14 protein-coding genes are annotated in these 13899 nt (G+C 38.2%); 6 read left to right on the top strand and 8 right to left on the bottom strand.

Annotation, left to right across the window (positions count from 1 at the left end; genetic code table 11):
- The first annotated feature begins 210 nt into the window (after window positions 1-210).
- Window positions 211-1251 (top strand): ribosome small subunit-dependent GTPase A, encoded by a 1041-nt coding sequence (gene rsgA / locus AC27G3_RS12285; protein WP_487121938.1) that lies wholly within the window; start codon window positions 211-213, stop codon window positions 1249-1251.
- A gap of 155 nt (window positions 1252-1406) precedes the next feature.
- Here the strand turns inward: rsgA and AC27G3_RS12280 are convergent, their stop codons facing one another.
- From AC27G3_RS12280 to AC27G3_RS12265, 4 genes are all read right to left on the bottom strand, one after another.
- Complete coding sequence (locus AC27G3_RS12280) at window positions 1407-1967, bottom strand: SOS response-associated peptidase (protein WP_487121937.1); 561 nt, start codon at window positions 1965-1967, stop codon at window positions 1407-1409.
- 7 nt (window positions 1968-1974) lie between these two features.
- Window positions 1975-3228 carry a Y-family DNA polymerase gene (locus tag AC27G3_RS12275; protein WP_487121936.1) on the bottom strand — a complete coding sequence of 418 codons (1254 nt, stop codon included), beginning with the start codon at window positions 3226-3228 and terminating at the stop codon, window positions 1975-1977.
- A complete protein-coding gene (locus tag AC27G3_RS12270; RefSeq protein WP_487121934.1) occupies window positions 3216-3629 on the bottom strand; it encodes a LexA family protein in 414 nt (137 codons plus the stop codon). Before AC27G3_RS12270 ends, AC27G3_RS12275 begins: the two co-directional genes overlap by 13 nt.
- Window positions 3630-3854: 225 nt before the next feature.
- Window positions 3855-4907, bottom strand: coding sequence for a polysaccharide deacetylase family protein (locus AC27G3_RS12265; protein WP_487121932.1), 1053 nt, complete (start codon window positions 4905-4907; stop codon window positions 3855-3857).
- Between the two features lie 155 nt (window positions 4908-5062).
- Here AC27G3_RS12265 and AC27G3_RS12260 point away from each other — a divergent pair, with 155 nt between their 5' ends.
- Window positions 5063-6436, top strand: a complete 1374-nt coding sequence (locus AC27G3_RS12260) for an MATE family efflux transporter (protein WP_487121930.1) — start codon at window positions 5063-5065, stop codon at window positions 6434-6436.
- On the opposite strand, the gene AC27G3_RS12255 is transcribed toward AC27G3_RS12260, so the two are convergent.
- Window positions 6433-6693, bottom strand: coding sequence for a hypothetical protein (locus AC27G3_RS12255; RefSeq protein ID WP_487121929.1), 261 nt, complete (start codon window positions 6691-6693; stop codon window positions 6433-6435). The two genes, AC27G3_RS12260 and AC27G3_RS12255, sit on opposite strands and share 4 nt — an antisense overlap.
- A 6-nt stretch (window positions 6694-6699) precedes the next feature.
- Window positions 6700-7278 (bottom strand): Fe-S biogenesis protein NfuA, encoded by a 579-nt coding sequence (gene nfuA / locus AC27G3_RS12250; protein ID WP_487121927.1) that lies wholly within the window; start codon window positions 7276-7278, stop codon window positions 6700-6702.
- Between the two features lie 240 nt (window positions 7279-7518).
- Between nfuA and AC27G3_RS12245 the strand changes: the two genes are divergently transcribed.
- A complete protein-coding gene (locus AC27G3_RS12245; protein ID WP_487121925.1) occupies window positions 7519-10095 on the top strand; it encodes a M14 family zinc carboxypeptidase in 2577 nt (858 codons plus the stop codon).
- Between the two features lie 12 nt (window positions 10096-10107).
- On the opposite strand, the gene AC27G3_RS12240 is transcribed toward AC27G3_RS12245, so the two are convergent.
- Entirely contained in the window at window positions 10108-10875 is a 768-nt protein-coding gene (locus tag AC27G3_RS12240; protein WP_487121923.1) for a ComF family protein, read from the bottom strand.
- Window positions 10876-10938: 63 nt separating this feature from the next.
- Here AC27G3_RS12240 and bioH point away from each other — a divergent pair, with 63 nt between their 5' ends.
- The 3 genes from bioH to AC27G3_RS12225 all read left to right on the top strand — a co-directional run bounded on the left by bioH (window position 10939) and on the right by AC27G3_RS12225 (window position 13098).
- A complete protein-coding gene (gene bioH / locus AC27G3_RS12235; protein ID WP_487121921.1) occupies window positions 10939-11760 on the top strand; it encodes a pimeloyl-ACP methyl ester esterase BioH in 822 nt (273 codons plus the stop codon).
- Window positions 11761-11859: 99 nt separating this feature from the next.
- A complete protein-coding gene (locus tag AC27G3_RS12230) occupies window positions 11860-12156 on the top strand; it encodes a hypothetical protein (protein ID WP_487121920.1) in 297 nt (98 codons plus the stop codon).
- Window positions 12157-12165: 9 nt separating this feature from the next.
- Complete coding sequence (locus tag AC27G3_RS12225) at window positions 12166-13098, top strand: putative metalloprotease CJM1_0395 family protein (RefSeq protein ID WP_487121918.1); 933 nt, start codon at window positions 12166-12168, stop codon at window positions 13096-13098.
- A 106-nt stretch (window positions 13099-13204) separates the two neighbouring features.
- Here the strand turns inward: AC27G3_RS12225 and pyrE are convergent, their stop codons facing one another.
- Window positions 13205-13858: an orotate phosphoribosyltransferase gene (gene pyrE, locus AC27G3_RS12220; RefSeq protein WP_487121916.1), complete on the bottom strand. Its 654-nt coding sequence runs from the start codon at window positions 13856-13858 to the stop codon at window positions 13205-13207.
- Window positions 13859-13899 lie beyond the last annotated feature (41 nt).

The raw sequence follows: 13899 nt of genomic DNA, 5'->3' as shown, positions 1-13899 counted from the left end.
ACAACAGTCTTTTAGACTAGTTTATCCTTATTTTATATATCACCTAACGGAGAATTTTAATGATTGTATTAACTAACTCCCGGGTAAAAATCGTTTAATATTGTCGATTTTATAACCCGGTTTATTTTTTAATTACCGGGGCTCATTTTACAGCCCTAAATTTTATAAATTTAAACGCTATTTCAATGAAGAAATACGCGAGGGTTAACGATGTCATTATTATCATTACCACAAATGGGCTTTACTGCCTTTTTTCAACAACAGTTGTCACTTGAACAACTTACATCTTTTCAATTAGCTCGCATAAGCGCGCAGCATCGCGGACATATTGAAGTGATGACCGAGCAGAATGCTAATCTTTCAATGCCAATAACGCCGTCAATGACAGGATTAACTGTTGGCGATTGGTTGCTACTTACTGAGCAAGGGGAATTTGCACATCGGCTTGAAAGAATGTCTTTGTTTGCTAGAAAGTCTGCAGGCTCTAAAGTTGATTTACAATTAATTGCAGCCAACATTAATACCGTATTTATCGTGTGTTCTCTTGATAAAAACTTCAATTTAAATCGTATTGAACGTTACTTAGCATTGGCGTATGAGGCAGAAGTAGAGCCGGTAATTGTACTGACGAAAGCAGATAATTGTGATGCCGTTGAAGACTATCGTTCTCAAGTATTGTCGCTCGATCCTATGCTAATGGTAGAAGCGGTTAATGCTTTAGATCCTGATAGTATAGCGCCATTGAAATCTTGGTGCACCACAGGAAAAACTGTCGCTTTTATTGGTTCTTCTGGGGTAGGAAAGTCTACCTTAGTTAATACCTTGCTTGCTGCTCATTCGCAAAGCACAGGTGCCTCAAGAGAAGATGACAACCGAGGGCGACATACCACAACATCGAGATCCTTACATTTAATGCCTACAGGTGGTCTGTTGTTAGACACACCTGGCATGAGGGAGCTACAACTTGTTGACTGTGAACAAGGCATTGCTAAATCTTTTGCAGAAATTGACGCTTTAGCTTCACAATGTCGATTTGCTAATTGCCAACATCATAGTGAACCCGGTTGTGCGGTTAATAAAGCAGTCGAGTCGGGTGACTTGTCACAACGTCGTTTAGAAAATTACAATAAATTATTGAAAGAGCAAGCCAGAAATGGAGAAACTTTGGCACAAAAGCGCAGTAAAGATAAAAACTTAGGGCGTTTCTATAAATCGGTTATCAAGGAAAATAAGCAAAGAAAAAACAAGTAGTAAAGACGTTTAATGCAGCGGCAAAATAAACTTTGTCGCTGCAAAAATGATTAAAGTGAATAAGCCTTAACTTGATCTGTAAGGTTCAACCAATAGGACTTAATCAAAGCTGACAGTCTCATATGTGCTCACAGCAGAATATTGATACATTAAGGTCAATCAGCACGTTTAACATGTATAACTCTATCTTCCACATGTTGTAGAAATAACTCTTGAGGTGATGAGTTAAACCAGTAGTCTTTATCTTTCGCTAAAACCAAAGCGGGCATACGTTTATGGTATTGGCCACATTTAGCATTAGGTTTTATCGTTAAAGTTACAAGCTCGGTATGCTCATGGTGAAATAAAATACCCGCCATATACAAAGGCATTTTATTAGCATGCTCAAATAAATATTTAACCTTTTTACCTTCTTCATTTCTCCATTCAAACCAACCATTACACGGTACTAAGCACCTTTGGTTTTTAAAGGATTGCTTAAACGTAGGCTTGATAGCAACTGTTTCAGCTTGGGCGTTAATTATCAATTTTTTAGACCAGCTTGGCTTTATACCCCACAATGCATCAACTTGTTTATAGCTTGAACCATTATTAATGATAGTTGCTACTGACTGGCTGGGGCTTGAATTAGTGTTAGTTTCTACGTTAAATGGGGTATTAAATAGCTCGCTCACTATTGGTGTTAATGCTTTATCTACACTAAATCGACCACACATACTTGCCTCAACAAATTATCTTAGGTATTTCTGTCCATTTACTGGTGTAACTGGGTGATAAAAAATTACGCCTCATTACCCATTTATCATTTTTTTCAGCCGCCGCAACTTCAATCGTGCCACTGCCATAACGATGATTCAGGTTATCATAGCACTTCATCAATTGTGGGTTATTCTCATTCACGTTGAACATATCATGTTGCTGAAATCGGCTATTTTCTAATTCAACAGCACCAACTCCACAGCGATAAAATAGTACGCCACCCATATAGATTTTTTCAAAAACAAATGAAATAGCGGAAACTATCTTCAAGGTATTGTCAGTAGCAACAGGGAACTCATAGATTATAGATTTTTTATAATAGTTATCATCATGAGGAGAGCTTGAGGCAAAAACAATTAATCGCTTAATTAAAGAGCGTTGCTTTCTGGTATTTTTGGCGACAATACTGGCGTGACTTGATAGTGCTGCTTTAAGTGCGTGACCACATGTAACCCGCTGACCAAAACTACGTGTAGAAAATATCTCTTTTTTATCTTGTCCTATTTCATCCCAGTTTAAGCATGGCGTACCATTGAGCTCATTAACAGTACGCTCAACAACGACACCAAACTGACCTCTCATTGATTTAGGTGACTGATTTGCCAAATCCCAACCATTTTTAAGGCCTAATATACTCAAGCGCTGACCAAGCTTTGAGCCAATACCCCATATGTCAGTGAGCGTCATTCGAGATAGTATTTCTTTACGAGAGTCGTTATCGTTAATAACTGCTACACCATCAAAGCCAGATAACTTTTTAGACGCATGATTTGCCGCTTTTGCTAATGTTAATGTAGTGCCAAAACCAACTCCAACAGGTAATCGCGTTTCACGCCAAACAGCTTTCCTAATAGTATGACCGTAATCATGCCAATCATTAATACAAGCAAAATTTCTAAAGTGTAAAAACGATTCATCAATAGAATAAACGTAATGCCTATCAGAGTATCTAGCGATGACATTCATCATCCTCTCACTCAAATCAGCATATAACTCATAGTTTGATGAGCGAATGACTACATTATGCTTTGCTAAAAATGACTTAACTTTAAAGTATGGTACAAATTTAGGAATACCGAGCTCACGACCCATAGGGCACACAGCACAAATACAACCGTCGTTATTCGTGAGAACAACAACGGGCTTGTCGCGTATTGTTGGGTCAAACACTTTTTCACAGCGAGCATAAAATGATACAGCATCAATTAAGCTAAACATGACAGTAATGCAGGTGCTTTTTTATGTAGTCTAAATGATACGTTCACCACTCCTTCTATTTGAAAACTGTCAGCTTCTGTAATAGGGATAGGCATATGCTCATCTGATGCAGATAACAATAAAGCATTATCAGTATCTATTATTTTACAAACAAAGCAGCCGTTAAAGTTAGCCACAATAATAGAGTCATTACTGATGTGCTCAGCTCTGTCAACAACGAGTACATCACCATCAAATATACCTCTCCCTTCCATAGAACGTCCGTTAGCCAACCCAAAGAAAGTGGCATTAGGGTGCTGAAGAAGTAACTCTTCTAAGGATAGTTTCAATTCTTTATATTCAGCAGCTGGACTTTCAAAGCCAGATATTCCTGCTTCAATATATACGGGTATCACTTTCATAAAGCATTATACTGTAAATTTATACAGTATAATGCTTTTTAAATAACTTTAGAAGGGATAATTAGATATTCAATTTTTCGGGAGAAAACTGTCAGTAATGAAATGATTTCAAAGCCTGCTATCCGTTTACCATAGTACTTCTCAAAAGTGCTGTGAGTTCAAGCAATCTATGCAGTCAAGCTGTAAGATCAGATATGAGCTATTACCATTAAAGCCATGTGATATTTATAGTGGATACCACTGACCATTTTCTTTTAAAATAAACCAAGGTTTTGAATACCAATAATAACGACCAGGTTTACTTAAACTCGGCGCGGTACAGTTGCAGCGTACTCGTCCTGTGGGTAAATCTTTAGTGAAGTTAATGGTAAAACTGCTATCGTTTTGCCAATTGATTTTTTGACGGCCCAATCCTGAAATATAACAGTTTAATTGGCCGGGATTAAAGTCCTCAACTTCCACGTTAAATGTGATCGACTTTGAGGTGTTTTTCTTAAATATTGTTTGTTTATTTTCATCACTTAAAGCGATATTAAGTGGCAAAGAATTTAGCTTGTCCCGTAACCCAGAAATTTGATCATAAGGCTGTGAGGCAGGAAAGCGCGGAATAATCGTAAAATCGGTTCCTAACCCAACTGCGCCAGATTGCTGAGTAAAGGCGAAATAGTCATTTTCTTTAAGCCATTGTTGTCCTGCGGGCGTATATTCTCCATAAGGGTATGCAAAGTAATGCCAACTTTGGCCCGTATGTTCTTCAATAATTTTTTCGGCGTCTACTATTAATTGGCTGTATTGCGCTATCCATTGTTCTTCACTAAGTTCGTCGGGCTTTCTTGCCATAGAGTCATGTGCGTAACCATGATTAGCAATAATAACGCCTTCATCTGATAATGCTTTTAACTGTTGCCAAGATAGATGACCTTTAGCACCTTGATTAATGACGCTTGGGTTAACAAAAATAGTATAAGGGAAATTAAATTTATCGAGTAAAGGCTTAGCGAATGTCATATTATCTTGATAAGCATCATCAAAGGTAATGGCAACAGTTTTATCTTTGAGTAGCTGCTGAGCATTAATTGCTGTCACTATTTTAGATAATGGCACAACAGTGAAGTTATTATCTTTAAGATATTGTAGATGCACTTCAAATTGAGCGGGAGATATACTCGTACTTTTTGGCGTTTTGTCACTCACATGGTGATATTGTAAAATCACCGAAGCCAAGCTATTGGTGTTGAAAAAAAAGCAGCATAAAATTGCGAAGATTATCTTATTCATCAAGGTGAACTCCAAAAAATGAGAGTTGCTAAAACTAACGCGTTTAGCAATAAAAGCCCAGTATATTTTATTGTTTAACAAAGTGTCACTTCGGGTGCCACCTTGAAAGTAATTTAGGCTGTAACTTAAAGTAGCATTAACAGTAGGACATTTTCTTGTTTAACATCAAAAACGTTGTACAGCATAAACATTTATTTATGTTAGCAATCCCGATGATATTTTCAAATATCACTGTGCCATTATTGGGGCTTGTTGATACTGCCGTTATCGGACATTTAGAGCATGCATATTATTTAGGCGGTGCAACCATTGGTGCCATGGTGATCACTTCAATTACTTGGCTTTGTGGCTTTTTAAGAATGTCGACTACAGGTTTATCCGCGCAAGCATATGGCGCTGAAAACAATAAGCTCAATATTATAATATTATTGCGCGGCATTTTAGTGAGCTGTTTAGTTGGTGGCAGTTTAATCATTTGCCAAGGGATATATTTAGATGGGGCGCTCTTTCTTGCAGGAGGATCGGAGCAGGTACAATTTTATGCAAGACAATACAGCGATATTCGCATTTGGGGTTTGCCAGCGGCATTATCTAATTTAGTGATTCTAGGTTGGCTGTTAGGCAATCATCATGCGAAAGCGGTAATGTGGATATTAATCGCTACTAACATGATTAACTTAGTTTTAGATTTATTTTTTGTACTTGTTCTGCAGTGGCAAGTAGAAGGCATCGCTTTTGCAACAATTATTGCTGAATATTCAGGCTTTATTCTAGGACTTTTAGTGATATTTGCTAAGTTTAAAGCACCATTTAAAGCAGTCTTTGAAGATCAACGGTTATTGTTAAGCTCGGTCTTCGAACGAAGTGAATTACTGGCTTACTTTAGGCTAAATGCCGATATATTAATTAGAACCTTGTGCTTAGAGCTTTGTTTTATCTTTATTACCTTTCAGGGGGCTAGGCTTGGCGATAATGCTGTTGCGGCTAATGCGATTTTGCTTAATTTTATTTTACTCATTTCATTTGGTTTAGACGGCATTGCTAATGCGGCTGAAGCTATGGTGGGTAAAGCAAAAGGTGCGAAAAACTACTGGCTGCTCAATACAACGGTTAATATTTCCCTATTTTGGACCGCTGTTTTTGCCTTTTGTTATTCTTTGTTATTTTGGCTGGCGGGTAAAACGTTTGTTTATTGGATTACTGATATTGAAGCGGTACGTGTCTTTACGGAACAATATCTTTTTTGGCTGGTGCTATTACCGGTATTAGGCTGTTGGTGTTATTTATATGACGGTATTTATGTCGGCTTAATGAAAGCAAAAGCGATGCGAAATAGCATGATAATTGCAACTTTTGCCTGTTTCTTCCCAGTATGGTTTATCTTGAAAGATTACGGTAATCATGCGTTATGGGCTGCACTGTCGGTATTTTTGTTAGCCAGAGGTGTGACGCTGGCGTGGCATTATCATTATCGGGTAAAAGAGCTTTGCAAAGAGAGTTTTAAACGCGGGGCGCAACCAAGCGATTAAAACAGGTTGTCGTTGTCGGACTTATTTCTTGAAAGAATGTTTAACCATCGGTTGGCAAAAATCCCCAAATATCCCCAAGCGGCAATTAGGCAAGCAATTACCAATAAAATGAGCCCTGGAATTTGCCAAAGATGGTGATAAAAATAGCCTAAACTAATACATAGTACACTTAAAACAAAAAGACCAAGACCACGAAGAAATATCGATAAACTTCGTTGTGGATCTTGGCCTAGTTTTTCAAGCAAGCTTGTTAACATAAGAGATTAGTAATATGAATGCTCGCCACGTTCGTGTTCAGTCATATCTTTAACGCCTACAATTTCTCCGTGCATAACTTCAAGTAGTTGTTTTTCAATGCCATCTTTAACTGTTACATCTATCTGGCTACAACCATTACAGCCACCACCAAATTGTAATACAGCATAACCGTCGTCAGTAATTTCCATTAAGGTACACTCACCGCCGTGGCCAGCTAATTGAGGATTAACTTCGGCTTGTAAAAAGTAGCTAACACGTTCAAATAACGGTGCATCATCTGCGACTTTTCGTAATTTGGCATTTGGTGCCTTTAACGTTAATTGCGAACCCATTTGATCGGTTGTGAAGTCGATCTCGGCTTCTTCTAAAAATAACTTGCTTGGGCCATCTACTAATGCAGAGAATCCATTAAACTCTAAAACAATGTCGTCAGGCTCAACAGCATCGGCAGGACAATAAGATACACCACATTCAGCACTCGCCGTTCCAGGGTTAACAACAAAAACACGAATATTAGTGCCTTCAGCTTGCTGTTCTAATAATTTCTTAAAATGTGACTGTGCGCTTTCTGAAATACTGATCATGATAATTACTCTTGCTCGATACGGATAAACTAATTTAGTGGTATATACCTGACTAAATTACTCAAGTATGGTTATTTTACTCTTGAATTTAACTCACGGCTAGTACCTGTTGTTATTTTTAGGATCTTAATGGTATAAAAACCAAGCCCTGACTTTCTGGACGGTTATTTTAATTCAGTTTCTAGGTGATTATTCATTAATATAATACAATGTGTTGTGTTCACATTTTGAGGATTTCGAATGAGTTTATTGCGTTTAATTGGACAAGTTGTATTTTTCATCTTAACCATCAGTTATTCATCGCTAATGTATGCAGCAAGCGTTTTGGATTTTCTCCCCGAAGCTGAAAATTATCAAGAGTCGGTTATAACACCTGAATCATCTTTGGGATTTGGTTTAGGCGAGCGCCACATTAGACACGATCAATTAGAAAGCTACTTTGAAGAACTCGCATTAACTTCACCACGGGTTAAGCTAACTGAAATTGGCAAAACAACTCAATTAAGACAACAATTTTTAGTGACTATTTCGTCGCCTGAAAATTTAACGCACTTAGATAAACTACTTACTAATGATAAATCGGCTACAAGCAATGCTAGCTCACAGTCTAACAATAAGCCGCTAGTCATTTGGCTAGGCTATAGTGTACACGGTGACGAAGCCACTGGTGCAAATGCCGCATTAGCAGTGGCTTATCATTATGCAGCAAGTCAATCTCAAGAAATGACCCAATTATTAGCGAATACTATTATTGTATTAGAGCCTAGTATTAATCCTGATGGCTTAGACCGGTTTGTTAATTGGGTGAACACCTTTCATAACGATGCAGCCAATGATGATCCCAATGATATAGAGCATCATCAAGACTGGCCCACAGGTAGAACCAACCATTATTGGTTTGATTTGAATCGAGACTGGCTGTTATTAACCCAACAAGAAAGCCAAAATAGGCTGAAGTATTTTCATCAATATAAGCCGCATGTAGTGGGCGATTATCATGAAATGTCGCACGATAGCAGCTATTTTTTTCAGCCAGGAGTGCCAAGTAGAACTCACCCTTTAACACCGCAGGACAATGGCGAGTTATCTCAATTATTAGCAACTTATCATGCAAAGGCGTTAGATAAAGAACAGCGTTTGTATTTTAGCGAAGAAGTCTTCGATGACTTTTTTTATGGCAAAGGCTCTACATATCCTGATATTAACGCCAGTGTCGGTATTTTATTTGAACAAGCCAGTAGTCGAGGTATGCAACAACAAGGGGTGAATGGCTTAGTTACATTGGCGTATGGCATTAAAAATCATGTATTAACTTCGCTTTCGATTGTGGAAGGGGCTTGGCAAAATAAGGCAAAATTCTTAGCCTATCGCGATGATTTTTATCGCCAGTCAATTAAACTTGCTGAAAATGAAAAGTTTGATGGTTATCTTATTCATGCCGATAACGATAACTATAAAATGAACCGTTTCTTAAATACATTAAAGCAACATCAAATTGAAATTTACCCTTTAACTAACGACTTTCGCTACAAAGGCAAACGTTTTGCAGGTCAGAAAAGTGTTTATATTCCTTTAGAACAACCACAATATCGAGTTATTCAGGCACTGTTTAACCAGCAAAAAAACTTTAAAGACAATACGTTTTACGATGTATCTGGTTGGACGTTTCCACTGGCAATGAATATTGAGTTTTATCCAATCGATAAAACCCGAGGGCTTAAATTAGCAGAAAGACAATGGCAACAGCCAGAGCAGGTGCACGCTAAATTTGATCCCAATGCTTATGCTTATGCATTCGAGTGGCATCACACACTTGCCCCTAAATTGCTTGAAAATTTATTAAGTAAAGGTATTAAAGCGAAGGTCGCTAATAAACCTTTTATTAGCCTTGTTAATGGCAAAGAGCGAACATTTAAAGCGGGTAGTGTGGTGGTTGCTGCAGGTTGGCAAACCATGAAGAATTGGCAAGAGGTATTAGCGAGTGCGAGTATTGCCAATAATATTGATATTTTCAGTTTACCTACTGGGTTAACACCTAAAGGAATAGATTTAGGCAGTCCGTCGTTTTCTTTAATTGAACCCGTGAAAGCGTTACTTGTTGGCGGAAAAAATATTTCGCAATATGAAGCAGGAGAAGTGCGTTATTATTTAAACCAAATTTTACATATTCCTTTAACCATTGTTGAACAGGCGCGATTAAATGATCTTGATTTATCAAGCTATAGCCACGTAATTTTAGTTGATGGCAATTATAACCGCTTTAACAGTAAAACGATGGCAGCGCTTAGTCGTTGGGTAAAAGAAGGCGGTGTTGTTTTTGCTCAAAAAAGAGCGGCTAAATGGTTAGCCGACAACGAACTATTATCGGCAAATTTTGTTAGTAACCACCAAATAAATCAAATGTTTGATAGCAGTAATTCAAGCTATCAAGATAAAGAAAAATTAGCGGCTCGCAAACGTATTGCTGGAGCAATTTTTCAAACAACAATGGATACTAGTCATCCATTAACTTATGGTTATGAAAGTGATAACTTACCATTTTTTAAAAATAGTACGCTTATTATGAAACGCCCTAATCGTGCTTTTACGAGTGTAATTAACTACACCGACTCACCATTGTTAAGTGGTTATACGGATAAAAATTTAGTAAATACCATAGCTCATCACTCTGCGTTAATTGCTCATAGCTTTGGCAAAGGACGAGTTATCGCAAGTAGTGATAACTTAGCTTTTCGAGGGTATTGGCTTGGTACGGCTAAGATATTAGCGAATAGCTTGTATTTTTCTAACGCTTTTAATGTGCCAATTCAAGACTAACTATTGTCACTATTAAAGTGGGAGTGATAGGCAAAGTGCAAGTACTGTCACTCTTTTTACACCGGCCTGTTTTAAGCAACGACTAATTTCACTAGCTGTCGCGCCTGTTGTCACCACATCGTCAATAAGTAAAACATGTTCGGGGGCTGTTGTTTGGCTAAATTGCACATTAAAAGTATTTCTTAGGCTTTTTCGTCGTAATGCGCCTGATTTTCCTACTTGGCTAGTTGTCGACTTATTACGCGTTAATGCCTTGTTATCGTATGGAATAGTATGCGGACTAACTCCCTCTTTTGCTAATTCTTTAGATAAAATATCTGCCAATAAATGGGCTTGGTTAAAACCTCTTTGCTGCCATTTAGTTATATGAAGCGGCACACTGACGATAAGCTCTGCTTGAAGGTGCATGTGTTGTTTTATAACTAATTGATAATGCTCGGTAAGTAGCATGGCGAGCAATTTAGCTATGTCAAATCGTCCGTTATATTTAAACTGGCTTAGCCATTGTTTGTAAGGCGTATCGTAGGGCGCTAAACAAATTAAATGATCGAAATATACTTTAGGTAATATTTGATTAACCGCAGGCCAGTTAAGTAAATCACCTTGTATTACCTTTGTGTTAAAACGAGGTAAATCTGCTAAGCAATTCTGACAAAGCAATAAATAGTGATGACAGGCTTCACCGCATAAATCACAACTACTGAGTTTGAGTAGCATTTGATGGTAAAACTGCTTTAAAACATCACATAGTTTTAAGTAATTATTGGCGAGTAATTCCATTTAACTTAGCCTTTTTGTACACTAGCCGCACTTTTTAGTGAGAACATTAGTCGTTAACTAAGCATGGCAGAAACTTTAAAAATTACGAGCGTTGGACAGGGATTACCCATTGTTTTAATTCACGGTTGGGGATTAAACTCAGGTGTGTGGCAACCTCTAGCGGAAAAACTATCTGGGCATTACAAAGTCATCACTGTTGATTTACCCGGCTATGGCTTAAATATTCACAATTCCACACCTACTTATACCTTGGCAAATATTAGCCAAAAAATAGTTGAAGCGGTTAAAGAGCCTGCCGTATATGTAGGCTGGTCACTAGGAGGGTTAGTAGCAACCAATATTGCGAAGCATCACCCTGAGGCAGCTTTAGCGTTAATTACGGTAGCGAGCTCGCCATGTTTTACCGAACAACTGTCTAGCGATGAAGAAAAAATGTGGCCCGGTATTAAGCCGGTTTTGCTTAATGCGTTTCATCATCAATTATCTCAAGACACTAAAAAAACCATTGATGGTTTTTTAAAAATACAAGCTATGGGTAGCCCACAAATACGCCAAGATTTAAAAGAAATAAAAGCGTTAATTTTTCAATACGACATGCCGAGTAGGCAGACCCTTGATGACTCTTTAGCCTTGTTAGAAGAGGTTGACCTTCGCGAAGCGCTAACTTCATTAACACTGCCTTTTTTACGTATGTATGGTCGATTAGACTCCTTAGTGCCGAAAAAAATATCGACCAAGGTAACGGCGATAGTACCTAATAGCGATTGTCATATATTTGAGCAGGCTTCCCATGCACCATTTATTTCACATGCAGATGATTTTTTTGACGTTTTAACGTCTTGGCTGTTAAAGCAAACGTTAATAATAAACAGCACGGAAGATTAATAAATACAAGCATTCAAGCAATAATCTAGACTTTACTTTTTACCGTTTTTGGTTAATAATTAAACAGGTAATTGTTATGTACATAGTGAAGAGGTGAGTATGGAAATACAGTCAGCATTAAATGCAGGATTTGAAGGATTCCAAAAAGCGACCGAAAAAGCCAATGAAGCGGCGGCTAGTATCGCGGCTCAAACATCCATTACGCCAAGCGACTTCAAAGTAGGGCAAGAGGATAATGTTGCGACGACTGATCAAAATCAACAGTCGGGCGATTTAGCTAGTATTAATCAGTCTATCGTTGATTTAAAAGTGGCAGAGTTCCAAGCCAAAGCTTCAGCGCAAGTTATAAGTACTGCAGATGAAAACCTCGGCACCTTGCTCGATGTTAGAGTTTAGAAAGACCTAATGAATATTTCGTCGCAACTGCCAAGTTTACCTATTTCTACCGTTGTTAATCCACCGACAGAAACACTACGTCGTGAAAATAACCAACGTGAAGTTATTGTTAAACCTGAAGCTGCTGCGCAATCTGCCGCGGAAAAAGGCGTAGGTACTGATAAAGATCGAGCTAAAACCCCGGCGCAAAATAATGAACAAGTCGATTTTGCCAATCTCAGAAAACAGGCAGAAGAAGCTAATACCACTATTTCTAACAGTAATGAAGATAGTGAGCAGGGTGATAAAAGGCAACAGAAAGAACAACAACCTTCATCAGATACTGAAAAAAACGCCCAAGATGTTTTTGTTGAAGAAAAAATTATAAATGAATTAAAGCAACGTGATGCTGAAGTACGCTCTCATGAACGTGCACATGCGGCTATTGGCGGCGCGGCTACAGGCGCACCATCATATTCATTCACCACAGGACCTGATGGGAAAAAATACGCGACTGATGGCGAAGTCTCGGTTGATCTTTCTCCGGTACAAGGCAATCCCCGAGCAACTATCGCAAAAATGCAAAAAGTGCATGCCGCTGCTCTGGCTCCTGCAAATCCTTCTATTCAAGATACGCGAGTTGCGGCTTCTGCTGCTAGATTAATAGCCCAGGCGCAATCGGAATTGTTGACTGCTGGTCTTGAAGATGTACAAAATTCTACTTCGTCAACACAACACATTAAACCTAATGACGTATTTGCTTATTCGCAAGAAGCCAATAGTAGTAGCGACAGCAATGAATTTGATAACTTAATTAATCAAACCTTAGCTTCACAAGAAGCGATAGCGCCTTCACGTTCTCAAGATGTTGCTGAGCGGGCAGTGCGCATTGAAAATTTTTATTATCAAATTAATCAAGCCTACGAAAAGCCAGACAATCATAGGTTTGAGTTAACCGCTTAATCTAAATAAACAATATAAAAAAACGCCTGCATTTAGCAGGCGTTTTGGTTAAAAATGAGTTATTTTACTAGCTTAAGTAAATGATAATTTAGAGTGACGTAACACCCTAGATTCCGTAATTTTCACGATACTTTTTAATACTTAACAAACTGTCATTAAGTGCAGGTTCATCAGCAACTTTTTCTTCTAAGTAAGTAATTACATCGCCTAGCGTTACTATTGAAATAACCTTTGTGCCAAAGTCACGTTCAACTTCTTGAATAGCAGATAATTCACCTTGGCCCTTTTCTTGGCGATCTAAGGCAATTAATACTCCTGATAATTGTGCGCCATGGTTTTGAATGATATCCATCGATTCTCTAATTGCAGTACCGGCAGTGATTACATCATCAACTAGCATAACCTTACCTTCGAGGGCTGAGCCAACTAAGCTACCACCTTCACCATGTTTTTTAGCTTCTTTACGATTAAAGCAATAAGGCATGTCAGTGTTATGGTGATCATAAAGAGCAACAGCTGTTGTGGTAGCAATAGGTATACCTTTGTAGGCAGGGCCAAATAACAAATCAAATTCAATGGTTGAGTCAGTTAATGCTGACGCGTAAAAGCGACCTAACTTAGCTAAATCACCGCCGGTGTTAAATAAACCTGCGTTAAAAAAATAAGGGCTTGTACGGCCAGATTTTAGGGTAAATTCACCAAAACGTAATACCTGTTTTGATAAAGCAAATTCAATAAAATCGCGTTGATAATCTTTCATAGTTTTCTCAGTGTTTGTGCTTAATATTCGCCGAAAAGGGG

The organism is Colwellia sp. SU-HH01217 (assembly GCF_057543495.1).
This window is presented reverse-complemented; position numbering and strand designations above follow the sequence as displayed.

Bases quoted from the DNA above. Each gene is read 5' to 3' on its own strand.
- rsgA (WP_487121938.1), top strand. From the start codon at position 211: ATGTCATTATTATCATTACCACAAATGGGCTTTACTGCCTTTTTTCAA.
- AC27G3_RS12280 (WP_487121937.1), bottom strand. From the start codon at position 1,967: ATGTGTGGTCGATTTAGTGTAGATAAAGCATTAACACCAATAGTGAGC.
- AC27G3_RS12275 (WP_487121936.1), bottom strand. From the start codon at position 3,228: ATGTTTAGCTTAATTGATGCTGTATCATTTTATGCTCGCTGTGAAAAA.
- AC27G3_RS12270 (WP_487121934.1), bottom strand. From the start codon at position 3,629: ATGAAAGTGATACCCGTATATATTGAAGCAGGAATATCTGGCTTTGAA.
- AC27G3_RS12265 (WP_487121932.1), bottom strand. From the start codon at position 4,907: ATGAATAAGATAATCTTCGCAATTTTATGCTGCTTTTTTTTCAACACC.
- AC27G3_RS12255 (WP_487121929.1), bottom strand. From the start codon at position 6,693: ATGTTAACAAGCTTGCTTGAAAAACTAGGCCAAGATCCACAACGAAGT.
- nfuA (WP_487121927.1), bottom strand. From the start codon at position 7,278: ATGATCAGTATTTCAGAAAGCGCACAGTCACATTTTAAGAAATTATTA.
- AC27G3_RS12245 (WP_487121925.1), top strand. From the start codon at position 7,519: ATGAGTTTATTGCGTTTAATTGGACAAGTTGTATTTTTCATCTTAACC.
- AC27G3_RS12240 (WP_487121923.1), bottom strand. From the start codon at position 10,875: ATGGAATTACTCGCCAATAATTACTTAAAACTATGTGATGTTTTAAAG.
- bioH (WP_487121921.1), top strand. From the start codon at position 10,939: ATGGCAGAAACTTTAAAAATTACGAGCGTTGGACAGGGATTACCCATT.
- AC27G3_RS12230 (WP_487121920.1), top strand. From the start codon at position 11,860: ATGGAAATACAGTCAGCATTAAATGCAGGATTTGAAGGATTCCAAAAA.
- AC27G3_RS12225 (WP_487121918.1), top strand. From the start codon at position 12,166: ATGAATATTTCGTCGCAACTGCCAAGTTTACCTATTTCTACCGTTGTT.
- pyrE (WP_487121916.1), bottom strand. From the start codon at position 13,858: ATGAAAGATTATCAACGCGATTTTATTGAATTTGCTTTATCAAAACAG.